15 protein-coding genes and 1 pseudogene are annotated in these 19,583 nt (G+C 68.9%); 9 read left to right on the forward strand and 7 right to left on the reverse strand.

Features of this window, described 5'->3' with window-relative positions; all coding sequences use genetic code 11:
* Window positions 1-25: 25 nt before the first annotated feature.
* The gene (locus E1258_RS35545; RefSeq protein WP_132397327.1) at window positions 26-2,428 is read right to left on the reverse strand and encodes a PEP/pyruvate-binding domain-containing protein; all 2,403 of its coding nucleotides are present in this window, start codon (window positions 2,426-2,428) and stop codon (window positions 26-28) included.
* Between the two features lie 219 nt (window positions 2,429-2,647).
* Here E1258_RS35545 and E1258_RS05250 point away from each other — a divergent pair, with 219 nt between their 5' ends.
* Both E1258_RS05250 and E1258_RS35695 read left to right on the forward strand, forming a co-directional pair.
* A complete protein-coding gene (locus E1258_RS05250; protein WP_207919415.1) occupies window positions 2,648-3,028 on the forward strand; it encodes a DUF418 domain-containing protein in 381 nt (126 codons plus the stop codon).
* 15 nt (window positions 3,029-3,043) lie between these two features.
* Window positions 3,044-3,228, forward strand: a pseudogene (locus tag E1258_RS35695) (hypothetical protein); the annotation flags it as partial.
* Here E1258_RS35695 and E1258_RS05260 read toward each other — a convergent pair.
* The 6 genes from E1258_RS05260 to E1258_RS05285 form a co-directional block, all read right to left on the reverse strand.
* A complete protein-coding gene (locus E1258_RS05260) occupies window positions 3,206-3,628 on the reverse strand; it encodes a GNAT family N-acetyltransferase (RefSeq protein ID WP_132397349.1) in 423 nt (140 codons plus the stop codon). The pseudogene E1258_RS35695 and the gene E1258_RS05260 overlap by 23 nt on opposite strands.
* 264 nt (window positions 3,629-3,892) lie before the next feature.
* Window positions 3,893-4,744 (reverse strand): sugar phosphate isomerase/epimerase, encoded by an 852-nt coding sequence (locus E1258_RS05265; protein ID WP_132397329.1) that lies wholly within the window; start codon window positions 4,742-4,744, stop codon window positions 3,893-3,895.
* A gap of 6 nt (window positions 4,745-4,750) precedes the next feature.
* Window positions 4,751-5,932, reverse strand: a complete 1,182-nt coding sequence (locus tag E1258_RS05270) for a substrate-binding domain-containing protein (protein WP_243715203.1) — start codon at window positions 5,930-5,932, stop codon at window positions 4,751-4,753.
* Window positions 5,933-5,952: 20 nt separating this feature from the next.
* Entirely contained in the window at window positions 5,953-6,936 is a 984-nt protein-coding gene (locus tag E1258_RS05275) for an ABC transporter permease (RefSeq protein WP_132397331.1), read from the reverse strand.
* Between the two features lie 2 nt (window positions 6,937-6,938).
* Complete coding sequence (locus E1258_RS05280) at window positions 6,939-7,868, reverse strand: ABC transporter permease (RefSeq protein WP_243715204.1); 930 nt, start codon at window positions 7,866-7,868, stop codon at window positions 6,939-6,941.
* A gap of 100 nt (window positions 7,869-7,968) precedes the next feature.
* Window positions 7,969-9,480 carry a sugar ABC transporter ATP-binding protein gene (locus E1258_RS05285; protein WP_132397333.1) on the reverse strand — a complete coding sequence of 504 codons (1,512 nt, stop codon included), beginning with the start codon at window positions 9,478-9,480 and terminating at the stop codon, window positions 7,969-7,971.
* A gap of 526 nt (window positions 9,481-10,006) precedes the next feature.
* On the opposite strand from E1258_RS05285, the gene E1258_RS05290 reads away from it, so the two are divergent.
* The 7 genes from E1258_RS05290 to E1258_RS05325 all read left to right on the forward strand — a co-directional run.
* Window positions 10,007-13,552: a ThuA domain-containing protein gene (locus E1258_RS05290; RefSeq protein ID WP_132397335.1), complete on the forward strand. Its 3,546-nt coding sequence runs from the start codon at window positions 10,007-10,009 to the stop codon at window positions 13,550-13,552.
* Window positions 13,553-14,148: 596 nt separating this feature from the next.
* Window positions 14,149-14,307 carry a hypothetical protein gene (locus tag E1258_RS33085; protein WP_165949645.1) on the forward strand — a complete coding sequence of 53 codons (159 nt, stop codon included), beginning with the start codon at window positions 14,149-14,151 and terminating at the stop codon, window positions 14,305-14,307.
* 533 nt (window positions 14,308-14,840) lie between these two features.
* Window positions 14,841-15,209, forward strand: coding sequence for an MmcQ/YjbR family DNA-binding protein (locus E1258_RS05305; protein ID WP_132397337.1), 369 nt, complete (start codon window positions 14,841-14,843; stop codon window positions 15,207-15,209).
* 502 nt (window positions 15,210-15,711) lie between these two features.
* Window positions 15,712-17,265 carry a PstS family phosphate ABC transporter substrate-binding protein gene (locus E1258_RS05310; protein WP_132397339.1) on the forward strand — a complete coding sequence of 518 codons (1,554 nt, stop codon included), beginning with the start codon at window positions 15,712-15,714 and terminating at the stop codon, window positions 17,263-17,265.
* A 566-nt stretch (window positions 17,266-17,831) separates the two neighbouring features.
* Window positions 17,832-18,251, forward strand: a complete 420-nt coding sequence (locus tag E1258_RS05315) for a hypothetical protein (RefSeq protein WP_132397341.1) — start codon at window positions 17,832-17,834, stop codon at window positions 18,249-18,251.
* A 2-nt stretch (window positions 18,252-18,253) separates the two neighbouring features.
* A complete protein-coding gene (locus E1258_RS05320) occupies window positions 18,254-18,478 on the forward strand; it encodes a helix-turn-helix transcriptional regulator (RefSeq protein WP_132397343.1) in 225 nt (74 codons plus the stop codon).
* Window positions 18,479-18,599: 121 nt separating this feature from the next.
* Window positions 18,600-19,583 (forward strand): NAD(P)-dependent alcohol dehydrogenase (locus E1258_RS05325; protein ID WP_132397345.1); only part of this gene is annotated, 984 nt, incomplete at its 3' end.

A 19,583-nucleotide genomic window follows, 5' to 3' on the forward strand; every position in this document is an offset into this window, starting at 1 on the left:
CCACCGGGTTGGGCACCCGCATCGGTCAGTGGATCGTCACGGTTCCGGTTGCGGCGTCAACGGTGATGATCTGCCCGGTGGAGATCTTCCGGGTCGCGTCGGGAACACAGATGACGGCGGGGATGCCGTACTCCCGGGCCACGGTGGGGCCGTGGGCCATGACCGCACCGGTTTCGGTGACCAGCGCTGCGGCGGTGAGGAACAGTGGGGTCCATCCCGGGTCCGTGGTGGCGGTGACCAGGACGTCTCCGGGTTCGATGTGGGCGGTGGTCGGGTCGTGGACGACCCGGGCGGGGCCAGTCGCCCGGCCCGCTGCCGCCCCTACGCCCGTCAGCGTGCCATCCGCGGCGGCCAGCGTCGGCAGGATCGCCTCCAGGTCGGTGCCGTCCGACAGCAGCGCCACCGGTACGGTCCGGCGGCGCAACTCCCGCTGGTGGATGGCTCTGCGGGAGGCGACCGTCTGCCGGTGGTCGACGTTCTGGTGCACGGCGTCGTGCACCTCGTCGAGGGTCAGGAACATGATGTCGCCGGGCTGATCGAGCAGTCCGGCGCTGGTCAGGTCGACGCCCACGGCAAGCAGTTGCCGCCGCATCTCCCGCAGCCGGTACAGGCCGGCGAACTTGCCCGCCTCCCGCAGACCCGTCAACGCCCGGGCACGGCGCAGCAGGAACCCAGCAAGTCGCCCCCGCACCGGCCTGCGGCGGCGGGCCCGGGCGACGAGTTGGTGGAGAGTGGCCTCGGCCGTGGCGGCCGCGCGTGCGAAGCGCCGGTCGGGTGCCTGCTCCGGATCGGTGACCCGTAGGTAGTTGGCGATCATGGTGAAGACCGGCACCGGGTCTTCGTCCCAGCGCGGCACTCCGAGGTCGACCTCGGCGGCGCCGCGGTGGCCGTAGGTGTCCAGGAACGCCGCCAGCCCGATGTCCGGGAGCGTCCCCTGTCGGTACCGCGCGGTTAGCTCGTCCGGCGGCGTGTGCAGCAGCAACTGTCGGTGGTCGCCGGCGCGCTCGGCGAGCCGCCACAGCGCGAGATCCATCTCGATGGTGACGTTGTAGGGCATCCCACCCAGTACGGCGTGGATCTCGTCTTCGCGGGCGACCCCCTTGAGCAGGTGAGCCGGCAGCGCGGCCGCGAGCATGCCGGCCACGATGGGTGAGACGATGTCATCGGGGCTGCTCGCCGGCTCCTGGGCCTGCACGAAGCGCAGCCGTTCCACGGCGGTACGCAGGCCGTCGGGCGCAGCCGCCCGGAGCTTCAGCCGCTCGATGGCGTCGAACATCCGCGTCCGCGCCGCGTCGGGTCGGGCCAGCGCCCGCACGACCCCGACCACCAGCCGCACGGCCGTCCGCAGGGACGCAACGTCCGCCCCACGCCGGCGTTCCGGGCGGTCCTTGCTCGGGGCGAACCGCGGGTCCGCCAGAACCTGCTGCATGACCGCTTGGGCGCGCGGTCCGAAATCGACAGCCATGAGCTTGACCAGTCGCCTTCGGGCGGACCTGCTGCGCGCCAGATCGGTCAGGTCGCCGTAGAGCCGTCCACCGATGTCGACGATCTCGGCCCTGATGCCGAGCGCGGCCAGCATCGCCGCGACCAGCGACTTCAGCGTTGACATGCCCATCGGCGTGACGGGCTGGAGCATGCCCTGGACGTGGCCGAACTCCAGGTAGACGCGGGGAAGGGGTTTGTCGGTGTCCGGAGGGAGGGGGAAGAGTGTGGTGATCGGCCGTGACTGCAGCAGCCACACCGTCCCGCCCTCGTCGATCGCCCACTCCACGTCCTGCGGGCAGCCGAAGTGCCGCTGGAGGCGCTCGCCGGCGCCACGCAGCTCGGCCAGTTGGGCCGCTGCCAGACAGCCGGTGCCATCCTGGTCCGATCCGTCGAGGATGTAGTGGTCCACGACAGCGCCGCCGTCCACCACCGCCGTACCGGGACCCGGCGCGGCGTCGACCATCATCTCCGTGCGGCAGCCGGTCACTGGGTTCGCGGTGAACAGCACCCCCGACACCTCGGCGGCGACCATCCGTTGCACGACGACGGCCATCCGGACCGCGTCGTGGTCGATGTGGTGGGCGTCGCGGTAGGCGACCGCGCGGGCGCCGTGCAGCGAGCCCCGGCACTTCTCGATCGCGGCGATCAGTTCCGCGGTGCCGGTGACGTCGAGAACGGTGTCCTGCTGTCCGGCGAAGCTCGCGTCCGGCAGGTCCTCGGCCGTCGCGCTGGACCGCACCGCCACCGGGCCCCCACCGAGCCGCTCGTACGCGTCGACGATCTCCGCCTGCGGGATGACGCCCGACCGGTACGCCTCGGTGGTGACGCAGAACCCCGGCGGCACACGCTCGCCCCCACGGATCAACTCGCCCAGGCCCGCCGCCTTGCCGCCCACCAGATCGACCATGTCGGCGGACGTCTCGGACAGCGGGATCACTCGCATCAGGGCCACCTTCTTTGCAATACGACTGCATCGCGAACTACTGTACCTAGTTGGCAATACAGTCGCAATGCAAACGACCGCCCCAGGACAGGTCGAACCCCGTTGCGGCATCCCAGGCGGCAGCCTGGGCGGCAGTCCCGACGCCAAAGACGAGGCCATGGCCGAAGCACTGGCCGGCCCGGCCGCTGGCTCCGGGCCGCCGCCCACCGAGGTGGCTCCGTGCCCGAGTGCTGGTCGCTGCTGGCAGCCGTGCCGCACAGCGGTTCGACCTTCGACATGCTCGGCAGCCCGGGGGTGACGATCACCGTGCTGCTGTGTGCGGTCGTGGCGATGGCCAGGCTGCCGTGGCTACGCCGGCTCGCCGGTCCGGTCATCGCCGTTGGCACCATGTCCCTGACCGTCTACGTGGGCCACATCCTGGTCATTCTCGCGCTGCCCGGCGAGACCGCCACTCCCCCGGACGCCAACTCGACCGCACTGCTGTCCGCGTTCGCGTCCGCTCTGGGGCGTCACGACGCCGGCTGGTCATTCGGCACGCCGAACCGCAGAAGCCCTTCACGTAGCCCGATCCGACGCGATCCCGGGCCCCTGAGCCGCTGATGCCCCGTTACCGCCGACGCCCGCGCGTTGGAGACCTACGCCGGCGCGGCCACGGCGACCGGCACCCCGCAGCGCTACGCAACCCGCTCAACCGGCTTCTCGGATGCCTGCATCACTGCCTGGCCACAGGGCAGTCCTACGTTCCCGAGAAGGCGTTTCCCGGCTCCTGTTGTCCCGTCACTGCACCGGCAGCGGCTTGACCCACCGTGACCACTGAGTCTGCGGCTGGTAACCCAAAGCCCGCCACGCTGGATGAGCCGCGCTGTTGTCGTCGAGGACCATCGCGTCGACGCGGATGCCGCCGAGCCGCCGAAACCGGTCCTCCGCAGCTTCCACCAGCGAGCGGGCGATCCCTTGCCCGCGGTGAGCGGGGGCTACCGCCAACCGGTACAGGTGACACCGCCATCCGTCCCACCCGGCGATGACCGTGCCCACCAACACCCCGTCGTCCACAGCGAGGATCAGCGCCTCAGGATCTCGGGCAATGAGAGCCGCGACGGCCTGAGCACCGTCCGCCGGACGGTGCGCATCCTCCGCTGCCGTCCGCCAGAAGTCCAGCACCGCCGGAATATCCGCGGTGTTCGCCCTACGCAGGATCATGTCCTTCACAGGTCGAAGCGTACTGAGCCACCTCGCCCACGAGCGGCCCCCCACGACGCAAGAACACTCGACCGCAACGGATATCGGGGGTGTTTTCGGCCGTCCCCAGCCGGGGACCGCTGGGGTGGGTCTCTTCGTAACGTGGCTGCCGGCAGTCCGACGCCCCAGACCAGCGCGCCGAGGCCACGGGAACGATGCGTGGAGGCGGTCTGGTGCGCGGGTCTGGTGCGCGGGTCTGTGGAAGGCACAGGTTAGCGGATCAAGTTAGGCGATGACCTCCCGGAGATAGCGCAGGCCGTCCGTGGCGAGACGGTCCTGCGAGGGGGCGAGCGGACGCCAGATCGCCGCAGCGGTGGCGATGGTCTCGTTCTCTGCCGTGAACGACTCGATGCAGACCGCGCCCCGGTAACCGGTGTCCCGCAGGACGGCGAAGAAGCGCGGCCAGTCGAAGTGGTCCGTACCGGGTGCGCCCCGGTTGGTGCCGCTGACCTGGACGTGCTTGATGTGCCGGCCAGCGAGGGCGAGTGCCGCGTACGGATCGGCCTCCTCGATGTTCATGTGATAGGTGTCGATCATGATGCCGACGTTCGGCGGCAGCCCGTCGATCAGCTCGACCGTCTGCTCGATGGTGTTGACGACGCTCGTCTCATAGCGGTTCAGCGCCTCGACGCCGATGCTCACGCCGCACTCACCGGCCTGCTCTGCCACCGGTGTCAGGGCCCGGCGGAAATCCGCGTAACAGGCCGCCCGAGCCGCCGGCGACATCCGCCAGGTGCGGCCGACAGCGGCATACACGGGGCCGCCGACGCACGGCGCGCCTACGGCCGCCGCGCTCGCCACGCACCCCAGGAGGTACCCGACGGTCGACTCCACGACGGCCGCAGCGGCGTTCACCAGGTCCCGCCCCGGCGGGGTGACCGCGCAGACGCCGGCCGCGACGAGGCCGTGTGCTGCCAGCAGGTCCCGGGTGCGGACCGGATCCCAGTCGCCGGGCTGCTCGATCGGCAGTTCGACCGCGTCGAAGCCGTACGAGGCGATCCGTGGGATCAGCTCGGCGAGGACCTGGTCGTTGACGGGCGAGGCCCACACCCAGGGGTTGACACCGACGGCGTACACCGCAACCTACTTCCAGCGCTGGGGATAACCGGGCAGGTCGGTACAGCCGCACATCGCGTAGTGCAGCGGCGGCATGTTCGCATCGAGGTAACGGTCCAGGTTGTCCTGGGTGATGGTCGGCTGTGGCAGCTTCCAGGGGTTGGACACCTGCTGGCCGTCGAGAATCCGCAGCGCGGCGATGACCGGCGTACGCCACTGGTAGGTCGGGTAGGTCGGCGCGATCGCGGTGATGTTCTTCTCCTTCCAGATCTTCAGGAAGTCGAGCTGGTCCTCGCCGTTCATCGGTGGCACGGGCTTGCCCGCGTCCTGGAACGCCTCGACCACCGCGACAGCGACCGCTCCGGCGTCCATCCAGACGCCGTCGATGGTGCCGTACCGCTGGATGTAGTCGTCGACGATCTTCTTGGTCTTGGCCGGGTCGCCGTCGGTGAACTCGACACCCACGACGTCCACCTTCGCCTTGTCGAACGCGACCTTCGCCGCCGACCAGCGGGTCTCCAGGACGTCGACGCCGGGCAGGATCCGCAGGGCGAGGACCTTTCCGCCGGGCTTCATCCGCTGGCTGACGAACTCGGCTCCGACGTGGCCGAAACCGTAACCGCCGATGGGGTTGATGAACGTCACCGGGCACTTCGTGTTGACGCCACGGTCGAAGACGACGACCGGCAGCCCTGCCTTGCAGGCCGCCTCGACGGCCGGGGTGAGCGTGGCGGTGGTGTTCGGCGAGACGATGAGGGCGTCGCAGCCCTTGCCGAGCAGGTCGTTGATGTCCGCGATCTGCTTCTGGTCCTTACCTTCGGCGTCGACGTGCACGAACTCCGAGATGCGGCTGCGCTGTGCCTCGACCTCGGCCTGCATGGTCTTGAACCCGACCTGCCGCCACGGGTTGTTCAGCGCCGCGTTCGAGAAGCAGATCTTGTGCGGACCGCTCTTCTTGAACTTGGCGGTGTCCACCATCGTCGGGTTCAGCACCTGTTCCCATGGCTTGTCGGCCGGGCCGGTCGGGGCCGCGTCGAGCAGCGCGAGCTCGGCGTCGTAGTCGGCCTGCACGAAGAACTTCGACTGCTCCCCGGTGCCCGATCCGGCGGCGGAGGCGCTGCCGGAGGGGCCCGCGGCGGGCTCGTCGGTGGCGCAGGCGGTGAGGGCCAGCAGGGTGACGGCGGCCAGCGCCGCCATGGAACGTCGCACTATGGTTTCCCCTTGTCTCGTTATCTCGCCGAGGAACGCGTTGCCGAGACCGCCACGGCGAGGAGGATGATCGCGCCCTGGACGGTCGACTTGAGGGCGCCGGAGACGCCGTAGAAATTCATGAGGGCGAACAGCAGTTCGAGGGTCAACGCGCCGAGCATCGCGCCGACGACCGAGCCGCGCCCCCCGCCCAGCGCGACGCCGCCGAGGACGACTGCGGTGATCGCACCGAACTCCAGGCCCGCACCGGCCTGGAACGACACCCCGCTGTAGCCGCCCAGGAGGATCGCCGCCACGGCCGCCGCGAGCCCGCTGAGGATGAAGGCGATGGTCCGGGTACGCCAGACGCGTACCCCGCTAAGTTCCGCGGTACGCGGATTGTCGCCGACGGCGACCAGCGTCCGGCCGAAGTCGGACCGCGTCAGCAGCACGGCAAGGGCCGCGACGGCCAGCAGGACCAGCAGGGCGTACGGCACGCGGCCGAGCAGCGGCACGTCCTCGACGGCCCGCCGGCCGAAGCGCCGGAACTCCTCGGAGAGCCCGCCCTTCGGGGAGCCGTCGGACCACAGGTACACCGCCCCGACGAGGATCAGGAACATGCCGAGGGTGGTGATGAACGACGGCACCCGCAGTCGCGTCGTGATCAGGCCGTTGACCAGCCCGACCGCTGCCCCGAAGGCGAGCAGGAGCAGCACCACCGGCCAGGTGCGTGTCGGGTCACTGTCGATCAGCCGGGCGGCGACGACCACCTGCGCGGTGACCAGCGACCCGACGGAGAGATCGAACTCACCGCAAACGATCACGAAGTACTGGCCGGCGGCGAGCAGGATGATCGGCGCGGAACGGCCGAGGAAGGACATCAACGACGGCGGGTCGAGGAAGTCGGGCTGCCGGATGCCGACGAGCACCAGCAGCACCGCGAGAATGGTCAGGATCGGCAGCACCCCGCCGGGGCGGACCCGGATGAGGCGCAGTGGCAGCCGACGACGCTGGACGATCTGCATGGCTAGGACGCCGCCTTTCGCAGGGCCCGGCGGGCATAGACAGCAACCGCGGCGATGATGATGGCGCCCCTGACCACCTGCTTGAAGAAGGCGTCGACCTCGAGCTGGTTAAAGACCGCGTCGATGCTGGCGAGCAGCAGCACTCCGCCGACGGTGCCGACGACGCCGCCGCGCCCACCGGCGAGGGCAGTTCCGCCGATCACCACGGCGGCGATCGACTCCAGGTCGTAGAGACCCTCGGTGCCCACCCGGGGTGCGCCCGAGCCGAGCCGGCTGGCGAGGTAGATCCCGGCGAGCCCGGCACACAGCGAGCACAGCACGTGGGCGGTGACGAGGACCCGGTCGTTACGGACGCCGGAGAGCCGGGCGACCTCCGCGTCCCCGCCGACGGCGACCAGGTGGTGGCCGAAGCGGGTCCGGGAGAGCGCGAACCAGGCCATCCCGGTCACGGCGACCAGCAAAAGGAACGACAGTGGTACCGGACCGACGCGTTGGTAGCCGAGGGTCTGCACGAGGGTGGGTGAGGTGGTGCCGGCCGGGCCGTCGTAACCGCTGTCGAGGTACCCCTTGAGCAGCAGCCCGACGCCGAGGGTCGCGATGAACGCGTTGACCCGGAGCTTGGTGACGAGCAGCCCGTTGAGCAGCCCGATGCCGGCGCTGACCGCGAGCGCCAGGCCGATCGCGGGCACCAGCGCGCCGTCGTTGCCGTTCATCGTCTCGGCCGCGACGAGGGTGCTGAGGCTGATCACGTACGCCACGGAGAGGTCGAGCGAGCCACCGAGGATGACCAGGGTCTGGCCGACGGCGACGAACCCGAGGCCGGCGGCGACGTGCAGCAGGCTCACTGTGGTGGACTGGTTGAACAGCTGACCGCCGTCGATCTGGACGACCAGCCAGCCGATCGCGAGGGTGAGGGTCAGGGCCACGAACACGCCCGGTACGGGGCGTCGGGCCGGCAGGAGCGACCGGGCAATCACTGGGTCGTCTCCGTTCGCGACTGCGGGGCTCGCAAACCCGACTCACTCCTCACGCTCACCGGGCTGTCTCCGGTACGTTGCCGACGGCCAGGGCGACGACGTCCTCCTCGGTCGCGCCGGCGGGCAGTTCGCCGGCGAGGCGGCCGTCGCGCATGACGACGATCCGGTCGCTCATCCCCAACAGCTCGGGCAGGTCGGACGAGATCATCAACACGGCCGCGCCGTCGCGGGCAAGGCGGCGGACGAGATCGTGGATGGCCGACTTCGCGCCCACGTCGATGCCTCGGGTCGGCTCGTCGAAGAGCAGGACCCGCGGGTCGAGCGCGAGCCATCGGGCCAGGACGACCTTCTGCTGGTTGCCGCCCGACAGGAAGCGGATCTCCTGGTCGTCGCCGGCGGCGCGGACCTCGACGGCGGCGAGCAGTTCACGCACCCGTTCGGTGCGGGCGGCGCGACCGGACCGGGCCGCGAAGATGGCCCGGCTGGCGAGCAGCGCGTTGTCGAGCACCGACTGCCGGGGCACGATTCCCTCGCCCTTGCGGTCCTCGGTGACGTAGGCGATGCCGGCCCGCATCGCGGTACGGGGTGAGCGCAGCCGGACCGGTCTGCCGTCGAGCGTCACGTCGCCGGTCGTGAACGGGGACACGCCGAAGAGCGCACGGGCCAGCGCGGACCGCCCGGAGCCCTGAAGGCCACCGACGCCGAGCACCTCGCCGGCCCGCAACTGAAGGTCGATGCCGCGCAGCTTCTGGTTTCCCGCGTCGCGGACGGTGAGCCGCACCGGGCCGACGTCGCCGGGGCCGGCCCGATCCGGGTAGTAGCTTGACAGCTCCCTACCGACCATGTGCCGCACCAGCTCGTCGGCCGTGGTGTCGGCGGTGTCCACGGTGGTGACCCGGCGGCCGTCCTTGAGGACCGTGATCCGACCGGACAGGTCGAATACCTCGGTGAGCCGGTGCGAGACGTACAACAGACCGATGCCCCGTTCCTGTAGTCGGCGCACCAGCCCGTAGAGCAGCTCGACCTCGTGGTCGGCCAGTGCAGCGGTGGGTTCGTCCATGATGAGCAGCCGTGCGTCCAGGGCGAGTGCCTTGGCGATCTCGACGACCTGCTGCTGCGCGACGCCGAGCCGCCCCACCCGAGCGTCGGCCGGCAGGGCGGTCTCCCCGATCGAGGCGAGCAGTCGGCCGGTGCGGTCGAGCATCGCCCGACGGTCGACCATTCCGCGGCGGACCGGCTCGTGTCCCAGGTAGACGTTCTCCGCGACGGTGCGCTCCGGCAGCAGGTTGAACTCCTGGTGGATGATGCCGATCCCGGCCCGCTGCGCGTCGCCTGGTCCACGGAAGACGCGCGGCTCACCGGCGAGCTCGACGGTGCCCTCGTCCGGGACGTACGCGCCCGAGACGATCTTCATGAGGGTGGACTTCCCGGCTCCGTTCTCACCGACGACGGCGTGGACCTCGCCCGGCGCGACATCGAGGTCGACACCGTCGAGGACGCGTACCCCGAGGAACGACTTGCCGATGCCCCGAAGGGTGAGCAGCGGCGCCGGCGGTGGGTCTGGCATTCCGGAAACCCTCACAGACAGTAGTCATCGACGTGATCCGGGCATGGCGTTCGGCTCGTCCGAGCGGTGCTGGAGAGCGAACTTTCGCTGGTAGCCAAGGGCGTTTACGTTTCCACGCCGGGAACTTTCCCTTGACATCGACGAAACATCACACGTATGAAGATAGATGTTTGGATGCGGGTTCACAATCCTCAACCTGAGGCGGCTGCCAGGTCCGCCACTCGCTCGGCACTGGCGCCACACCGAGGGGTTCGGCGCGGCCACCGCGATCCCGGCAGGGCGTCGAACATCCTTCAATCCATTGACACTTGCCGATGACTGACTCATCCTGGCCTCGCGGCCCACGGGGACGAGAACAGCACCAGCACTACTTTCTGTGACATTTCTGTGGGGGCCGACGGCCGTTGCGGCGGACGGCACGACGACCCGAGCAGCACACTCGTGCCCTCACGCGTCCAGGCACCGCCTGGCGCGACGTGGGGTCCGTGGTCGTAATTCCGTTGCCCGCCGAAACCTAGGAGACGGCATGCGTCGCACCACATGGATTGCCATGATCGCCGCACTGTTACTGTCGCTCGGCCTCGCACCACCCGCCTCGGCGGCCCCGACCTTCCGCGCCCTGCTGTTCACCAAGACCGTGGGCTACCGGCACGACTCGATCCCCGCCGGGGTCAGCATGTTCCAGCAGCAGGCGACAGCGAACAACTTCGAGGTGGTGCACACCGAGGACGCGAACGTCTTCACGCCGGCCAACCTCGCGACCTTCGACGTGATCATCATGTTCCAGACCTCGGGCATGGTCTGGACCTCGGCCGCCCAACGCCAGGCCGTGGAGGGCTACCTCGCCAGCGGCAAGGGCATCGTCGGCATCCACAACGCCACCGACATGGGCATCGAGGCCGAGTACCCCTGGTGGGACCAGACCCTCAACGGCGGCGCCCACATGCCCGAGCACTCCCCCGGCGTGCTGCCCGGCACCGCCATCGTCGCCGACAAGCAACACCCGTCGACGGCTGGCCTGCCGGACCGCTGGAACCGCAGCGAGGAGTGGTACAACTTCGACACCAACCCGCGCGGCAACGTGCACGTTCTGGTGACCGCCGACGAGCGCACGTACAACCCGGGGTCCCGGGCGATGGGCCCGGACCATCCGATCTCCTGGTGCCGCAACGTCGGCGGCGGACGGGTGTGGGCCACCGCGATGGGCCACGCGATCGAGTCCTACAGCGAGACGAACTTCCGCAACCACGTCCTCGGTGGCGTGAAGTGGGCCGCCGGCAACGCCCCCGGCGACTGCGGCGGCACCGTCTGGGGCAACTTCGAGAAGCGCACCCTGGACGACAACACGGTCGACCCGATGGCCCTGGCGGCGCTGCCGGACGGCCGGGTCATCTACGTCCAGCGCGGCGGACAGGTCAAGATCTTCAAGCCCACCACGAACAGCACCGTCACCGCCGCCACGCTGAGTGTCTACACCGGAGGCGAAGACGGCCTCACCGGCATGGCGTTGGACCCGAACTTCGCCAGCAACGGATATGTGTACCTGTACCACTCGCCGGCGAGCAGCACGACCGACGTCAACCGCGTCTCCCGCTACACCCTCACCGGCGACACGCTCAACCTCTCCAGCGAGGCCCGGATCATCGACATCCCGGCCTACCGTGACCGCACCTTCCCCGAGCCCGGCCACACCGGTGGCTACATCGAATTCGGCCCGGACGGGAACCTCTACATCGGCACCGGAGACGACACGCCGCCGAACCTCGACCCCAACTGGCAGGGCTACGCCCCGCTGGACTGGCGGCCGGGCAAGGCCAACCTCGACGCCGCCCGGACCGCCGGCAACACCAACGACCTGCGCGGCAAGCTGCTGCGCATCCGGCCCTCGGCCGGCGGCGGCTACACCATCCCGACGGGCAACCTCTACCCCCAGGGCACGGCGCAGACCCGGCCGGAAATCTACGCGATGGGCTTCCGCAACCCGTTCCGATTCTCGATCGACCCGGCCAACGGCTGGGTCTACCTGGCCGACTACGGGCCGGACCGCAACCCGCCCACCACCAACCGCGGCCCCGAGGGCCTGGTCGAGCTGAACGTGATCAAGACACCCGGCAACTACGGGTGGCCGTTCTGCCACGGCGACAACCAACCCTACGCGCCGTTCAACCCGGACACGGGCGTCGTCGGCGCCAAGTTCAACTGCAACGCACCGGTCAACAACTCGCCCAACAACACCGGCCTGACCAGCCTGCGTCCGATCGTCGCGCCCAACATCTGGTACGGCTACGGCACCTCGCCGACCTTCCCGGAACTCGGCTCCGGCGGCTCCGCGCCGATGGGCGGGCCGGTCTACCGGTACGACGCGGCGAACCCGTCGGCGACGAAGTTCCCGCCCTACTACGACGGTGTGCACTTCTTCTACGAGTGGTCGCGCAACTACATCAAGGAGGTGCACTTCGACTCCGCCACCGCGGTGACCCGCACCAACCCGTTCCTGCCAGGGGGCAGGTTCAACAAGCCGATGGACATGGAGTTCGGCAAGGACGGCTCGCTCTACCTGCTGGAGTGGGGCACCAACTTCGGTGGCGGCAACAGCGACTCCGGGCTCTACCGGATCGACTACATCCAGGGTGGCCGGTCGCCGATCGTCAAGGCCGTCGGCACGCCCACCAGCGGCCTCGCCCCGCTGAACGTCCAGTTCAGCAGCGCCGGCACGGCCGACCCGGACCCGGGCAACACGCTCAGCTACCAGTGGACGTTCGGCGACGGCACCACGTCGACGGCGGCCAACCCATCGCACGTCTACACCACCAACGGCAACTACACCGCGCAGCTCAAGGTCACCGACAACACCGGTAAGACGGGCTTCGCCAACGTCCAGATCACCGTCGGCAACACCGCGCCGGTGGTCACCATCACCACGCCGGCCAACGGCGGCATGCTCACCTTCGGTGACAAGGTGTCGTACCAGATCAGCGTCACCGACCCGGACGGCGGCACGGTCGACTGCACGAGAGTGCTCCTCAACCCGGCGCTGGGCCACGACGACCACGCGCACGAGACCACCGAGTATCCGGGCTGTTCGGGCACCATATCCACCGACCTGCTCGGCGGGCACCCCGACGGCGCGAACCTGTTCTACGTGCTGAACGCGCGCTACACCGACAGCGGCGGCCCGGGGGGCGCGTCCCCGCTCACCGGCACCGCGCAGGCGATCCTCCAGCCCAAGCACAAGCAGGCCGAATACTTCAGCAGCCAGTCCGGCATCCGGGTCATCGACGAGGCCGGCGCGGAGAGCACCAAGCGGGTCGGGGACATCTCCAACAACGACTGGATCGCATTCAACCCGATGAGCCTTTCGGGCATCTCGACGGTCAGCTACCGGCTGTCGTCGCCGTCCGGTGGCGGTTCGATCGAACTGCGGGCCGACTCACCGACCGGCACCCTGCTGGCCACCACTCCCGTGCCCAGCACCGGCGGCTGGAACAACTACCAGTCCACCCCGCCGGTGAGCGTGTCCGCGCTGTCCGGGACACACCCGCTCTACCTGGTGTTCAAGGGCAGTTCGGGCAACTGGTTCGATCTCGACTCGCACACCTTCGGCGGCGCCGGCGTCGGCGTGCCCAGCACCGGTAGCGGCGTGGCGGGACGAACCTGGACGCTCACCGCGCAGCACAGCGGGAAGCTGATGGACGTCAGCGGTGTCTCCACCGCCGACGGTGCCCAGCTCACCCAGTGGGCAGCCACCGGTGGCAACAACCAGAAGTGGCAGGCCGTCGACGCCGGTAGCGGCGCGGTCTACCTGAAGGCGGTGCACAGCGGCAAGTGCGCCGAGGTGATCGGCGGCTCCACCGCGACGGGGGCCTTCCTCCAGCAGGCCACCTGCAACAACAGCAACCAGCAGAAGTTCACCGCGACCGCAACCGCAACCTCCGGGATCTACACGGTGCGCAACGTGCAGAGCGGGCTCTGTCTCGACGTCAACGGCGGCTCCACCGCTGACGGCGCCCGGCTGGTGCAATGGACTTGCCACGGCGGCACCAACCAGCAGTGGCGGTTCACCTTGGCGTGACGAACCGCGCTACCGCGGTCACGGCGATGGTCCGGTAGGGACCGGCTCCGAAGAAACGGAGTCGGTCCCTACCGGCGACGTCACCACCGTGGCGTTCCTCCGCGAAGGCAAGTCGCTCAGCGTGCCGCGCGCCGACGGCTCACTGCCCGATCAGCCGCTCGTCCGTGCGGACTACGCCCCGCTGATCGCATCGAGCTGAGGCGGTCACCCCGCGCATTGCAAGGCCTGGGCATCTCGACGGGGTCGCTGCTGGGGCCTGCCGCACCGCCTCGCCGGCTAGATCCTCGGCAATCGGTGCAGGCGTCGCCGCAGCCGATGGTGACGATGGCATCGGAGGGTCCGACGGTGGCGTACTCGAGGGGTGCGGGGGTCTGGTCGTGAGGTCGATGCCGACCTCACGCACGGCCGCAACGGCGGCGAGGTTGACGGTGTCGGCGGGGCCGGATCCGGCAGGGCGGGCCTCGACGGTTTCCAAGCGAGGCGGCGCAGCCAGCCGGGGATCGGTCGCCGACTGACGGCCGTTTGCGCCTCCCTACGCCGGGAAGGCGGCAGAAGACAGCCGACGGGCTGGAACGTCGCACGCAGGGAGGGTCGACATGGGTGACCGTGAGAAACTGCACGATCTTCGTCAGCAGGCCCACGATGCGGGTATCGAGGGCAATTCCAAGATGACCGAGGAGCAGCTACGCGAGGCGCTGCGCAGGGTCGGCAAGGGCGAGCCGCCGCAGATGGCCAAGCAGGAAGCTAGGCGGTAACCGACGCGAGGCGGTGCCGGCGTCTGTCGGGCGCCAGCACCGCCCACCGCTTCTCGGCTGATGGTGGCCAGCAGGTCCCGGCAGGTTGCTCGCACGCGCGGCATGCGTCGGCGCAGATCCGGCAGTGTTCGTGCAGCACGCGGAACGTCTGGGCCGGTCACTTCCCGACGCCCGCGTCGAAATCGTGTCGAACAGCCGCACCTCGATCAATGATCGACCAACCCGAGCACACCGCGGCGCTGATCACAGACTTCGTCAACGGATGCGGTCGAGACCAGCTGGGTGAGCGGCTCCCGAACGGTCACCACCTGATGTGACGCCCGGCACACACCGAGGTTTTTCGCATCATGCTGAACGTCCGAAGTCAGTCATGTCCACACCATCGGCCTGATGGGTCTGCCACGGTGTCGCATCGCCAGGCGGATCACGGACGCCGGCATCCAGCACCGAGTCAACGACACAGCTGGACGGCCGGGGCGCAGCGCTGGCCGGGTCGAGGGCAGGAGGGCCGAGCGCCGTTGTAGCCTCTGCGGATGGCTGATGCCGACGATGTACGCCGTCTGGCGCTTGCGCTGCCCCACGTGGTGGAGATTGACAGCGCCGGCTTCGACTTCCGCGTGGGAGACAAGGGATTCGTCTGGTCTTATCCTGAACGCCTTCCGGGGAAGCCGCGGGTGATCCGCACCGATGTCGCGGTTCTCTACGTCGGTGATGAGGGAGAGAAGCAGGCGCTACTCCTCGGCGAGCCCGACCTGTTCTTCACGGCGGCCGGGTACGACGGTCTTCCCCTAGTGATGTTGCGCCTCACCGAGGTGTCAGTCGAGCGACTGGCCGAGCTGATCACCGACGCGTGGCGGATGCGGGTGCCCGCTGAACTGCAGGAGAGCCTGCAGGATGGATGAACTGAGCACATCCAGGATCGGCGCCAGCCCTCCCGCGCAGAGCGTGTGATGGTGACGGGCGTGACCTTTCCGCTGGAGGCACTGTCAGACGCCGTGCTGGCCCGGGCCCAGACGTGGGCGCGGCTGGGCATGGCGTGGCACACCCGACCGATCGAGCCGAATCACGGCAAGCCGATCGTCATCAGCGAGTTCGAGTCCACGTCGTGGCTTTGCCGCGATCACGATCTGGAGCACCGGCGAGGCCGAACTGGAGACAGTCCGTGTGGCCGACGAACGGATCGTCAACAAGCACTACGACTCCACCGCCAACCGACCGACGCATTTAACCTTTCCGCCACCTCAGCCGGCATCCGCGTTCATCGGCGATTAACAGGATGTCCGCAGGTTGCGGGTTGTCGCACACGGTGACCAAAGGTCGACGCGGCGAATTTGTTGCGCGGACGCGACCGAGGTGGGCGTCCCTGGCAGGCAGAGCGGGCGCCCAGGCGGAGTAGGAGCAACGTTGATCGGTTCCATCAAGGAGTGGGCGATCTGGTCCCTGTTCGGCGGGGACGGCGAGGGCGACAGCTCCGTCCTCGGCGTGTTGATCATTCTGCTGTTGACCGTCTCCTGGCAGGTCTGGCGGGAGATACGGGCTCGTCGGGCGGTACGCAAGCGCCTGACCTACCATGTCACCTTCAATTCCCGCCTGGGCTTCGATCCCCCGGACGCTGGCGAGATCACCCGCCTGCTCGACCGACACGGGGAACCAGTCGCCGATCCGTCCATGGTGGTCATACGGATCTCGAACTCGGGAACGAACGACATCGCCAGTGGCGACTTCCAGGTACCTTTGCGGTTCGAGTTCGGCCAGCGGACAGTCAACACCGTCGACGTGACCGAGGGATCGCCAGCGGATCTCGAGGAGGTGTTCGCCCCGCACCTCAGGGCCAACGATCACGGTGTGGTGCTGCCCAGCGAGCACCTGAACGCGGGCAGCCGGTTCAAGCTGCTGATCCTGCTCACCGGACACAGCGACGACCACACCGTACGAGCCGGAGGGGTGCTCAAGGGCGGCGACATCATCAACGCCAAGGACACCGAGCAGAAGAACCGGATTCGGTACTGGCGGGCCGGGACAGCGGTGGTGGCCTCGCTCTGCGTCGGCGCGTTGGCCGCGGTCGCCATCGGTCTGACCGATCAGGAGCCGGAGAACCTCGACTGCGTCGAAGGCACCGTACGAGCGGTCGGGTCCAGTGCCTTCGCCAACGCCGCCGCGCAGGCGATCGGCTCGTACGAGGCGCTCTGCGCCGGCTCCATTTTCGAGCCGGACTTCGGCAGCAGCCAGCAGGGGGTGGAGGAGCTGCGCAAGGCCCAGGAGGGCCCGCCGCGGATCGCGTTCTCCGACGGCGCGGTGGAGAACCTGCCCCCCGAGCAGTTCGTCAGTATGCCGCTGGCTGTCGTGCAGTTCAGCATCGTCGTCAATCCGAGCGGCCTCGGCTCGAGCGTCAACACACTCGGCCTGAGCACCACCCAGATCCGCAGCATCTTCGACGGCACCCCGAAGAACTGGAGCGACATCGATCCGACGCTGGCCCGGATCCCGATCACGATTGTGGGCCGGCGTAGCCAGTCCGGAAGCCGGGTGGCCTTCGAGCGCTATGTCTTGAACAATCGAGGCCAGGGAGAATTGACTACCCCGAGCTGCGACAAGCCCGGCAGCATCCCCGGCAAGATCACCCTCTGCGAGGTGAGCACTACCGAGGACGTCCTCGATGCGGTGTCCCAGGTACGGGGAGCCATCGGGTACGCGAGCACACCGGAAGCCCGGCAGGCCCGAGATCAGCTGGTGCTGGCAACGATCGACGGAAAAGGTGCGGAGGCCGACGATCCCCGCAACGGGTACCCGTTCTGGTCCGTGGAGTACATCTACTACCGCCGCCAACAGACGACAGAGCCCTCGTTGGTGACATCGTTCGTGGATTACCTGACCAGGCCCGCCCAGGCGGACGCGATGTCCCGGGCCGGGTTTCCACCCTGCAGTGAGCTCGGAAGTCTCTGCGAAGGTCGGGCCTGAGCCCGGCGCACCCTCGCCGGCCGCACGACCCGGTACCCGTGGCATCCAAGCTGCACCGTGCTGATCGACACCGGCCACTTACGCTCGCCCGACCGTCGAGCCACTCCAGCCGCACCCTCCGGGCCAGACGGCTGGGCTCAGTGAGGTCCGGGAACTGCGTCGTCAAGTCACGCTGGCTCCGGCGACAATGCTCGCTCGGACGGCGGACCGACGATTGATCGAGAGACACCGACGCCCGACCGGTCCTGGCAGCGATTCGACCTCCCGGCGGGAGTCAAGACCGAGTGCCCGCTCATGGCGATGTGCGGATGTGGCGGTGGCCAGCGGCGAGGCGGTCTTCGCAGAAGCTCCGCGACCCCACCCACAGATGGCGAGATCCACGATCAGGCGAAGCCACGCCCAAGCCCCCTCATGCCGATGGCAGAAAGTTGAAACATCGACGTTCACGCCGGCAGGCCACGGTCGCATAGCCAGGACCCAACGGCGCGGCAGTCAAGAATTATTGACATCGTGTCAGTGCTGCTTTACCTTGAGCGTGTCAAATTTGTTTTACATGGGAGCGGGTCATGTCCTCCGAAGAGAAACGTTCCTGGATCTACGCCGTGGTCGGCGTCGGCGTCGCTGCGGTCTACTTCGCCACCGTCCTGTCGAAGGTGCCGGACGCCGACGTCGCACGGATCGCCTACGTACGGCCGATGCTCATCGCCATCGGTGCCGGGATCGGCCTGGGCATCGTCGCCAGCATCGCAGCCGCCATCGCCTCGCCGAGGGAGGCCGGCAGGACCGACGAGCGCGACCGACAGATCCATCGGCTGGGCGAGCACGTCGGGTTCTACGTCATGAGCATCGCCACGATCGTCCCGCTCGCCCTGGCCATGGCGGAGGCCGCCCACTTCTGGATCGCCAACTCGCTGTACCTGGCGTTCGTCCTGGCCTCGGTCGCCTCGTCGATCAAGAAGATCGTCTCGTACCGCCGGGGCATCTAACCATGGTCAAACCCACGAAGGTCACGAACTCGATCCGAGCCCTGCGGTTCGCCAACGGCGAGATGACGCAGGCGGAGCTGGCCGACCGCGTCGGGGTAACCCGGCAGACCATCATTGCCATCGAGCAGGGCCGCTACTCGCCGTCGCTGGAAATGGCCTTCCAGATAGCCCGGGTGTTCAACGTGCCGCTCGATGACGTCTTCGAATACCCGAACTCCGAGGAGTAACCGCCCACAGAACCGCCCCCGGCGCGCGACGAGATCGCCTCGCGGGCCTGGGCCGTCACACCCGAAGTCACCGTCCCGACAAACCACCTGCACGAGCACCCCGACCAGGATCGAGACGACCATGACGAAGACAACGATGATCGCGATCGCCCGCGACACCTACTGCGCACCGGCGCAGCTCCAGCTGCGAGACATGCCCATCCCCGCCATCGGCGCCGACGACGTGCTCGTCCGCGTCGAGGCCGCCGGCGTCGACCAGGGTGTGTGGCACGTCATCACCGGCCTGCCCTACCTGATGCGCGCCGCCGGTTTCGGGCTGCGCCGGCCCAAGCACCCCGTCCCGGGCATGGACGTCGCCGGCCGCATCGCAGCCGTCGGCGCCAACGTCACCCGGTTCCGTCCCGGCGACGAGGTCTACGGCACCTGCGACGGCGCATACGCCGAGTACGCCCGCGCCCACCAGGACAAACTCGCCCTCAAACCGGCCACCCTCACCTTTGCCCAGGCCGCCACCGTGCCCATCGCCGCCTGCGCCGCCCTCCAGGGACTGCGCGACGCCGGCAAGCTCACCGCCGGGCAGACGGTCCTCGTCACCGGTGCCGGCGGGGGCGTGGGCACCTTCGCCGTCCAGCTCGCCAAGGCCTACGACGCCCACGTCACCGGCGTGTGCCGCACCGCGAAGACCGACCTGGTCCGCTTTCTCGGCGCCGACCGCGTCATCGACCACACCCGCGAGGACTTCACCACCGGCACCGACCGGTACGACCTGATCCTCGACACGGCCGGCAATCGCCCCCTAACCCAGCTACGTCGCGCCCTCGCCCCCTGCGGCACGCTCGTCATCGTCGGCGGGCCCGAAGGCGGACGCGTGCTCCAGGGCGCCGACCGCCAGATCCGGGCGATACTGCTCTCGCTCTTCGTCGCCCAGCGCCTGACCGGCCTCATGTCCACCGTGCCCGCCACCGACCTGCACACCCTCGTCGACCTCATCGACTCCGGCGCCATCACCCCGGTCGTCGACCGTACCTACCCCCTCGCTCAAGCCCCCATTGCCATCGACTACCTCAAAACCGGCCAACCCGCCGGCAAGATCGCCATCACCATC

It is taken from the genome of Micromonospora sp. KC207, from assembly GCF_004348615.1.
GTDB lineage: Bacteria > Actinomycetota > Actinomycetes > Mycobacteriales > Micromonosporaceae > Micromonospora.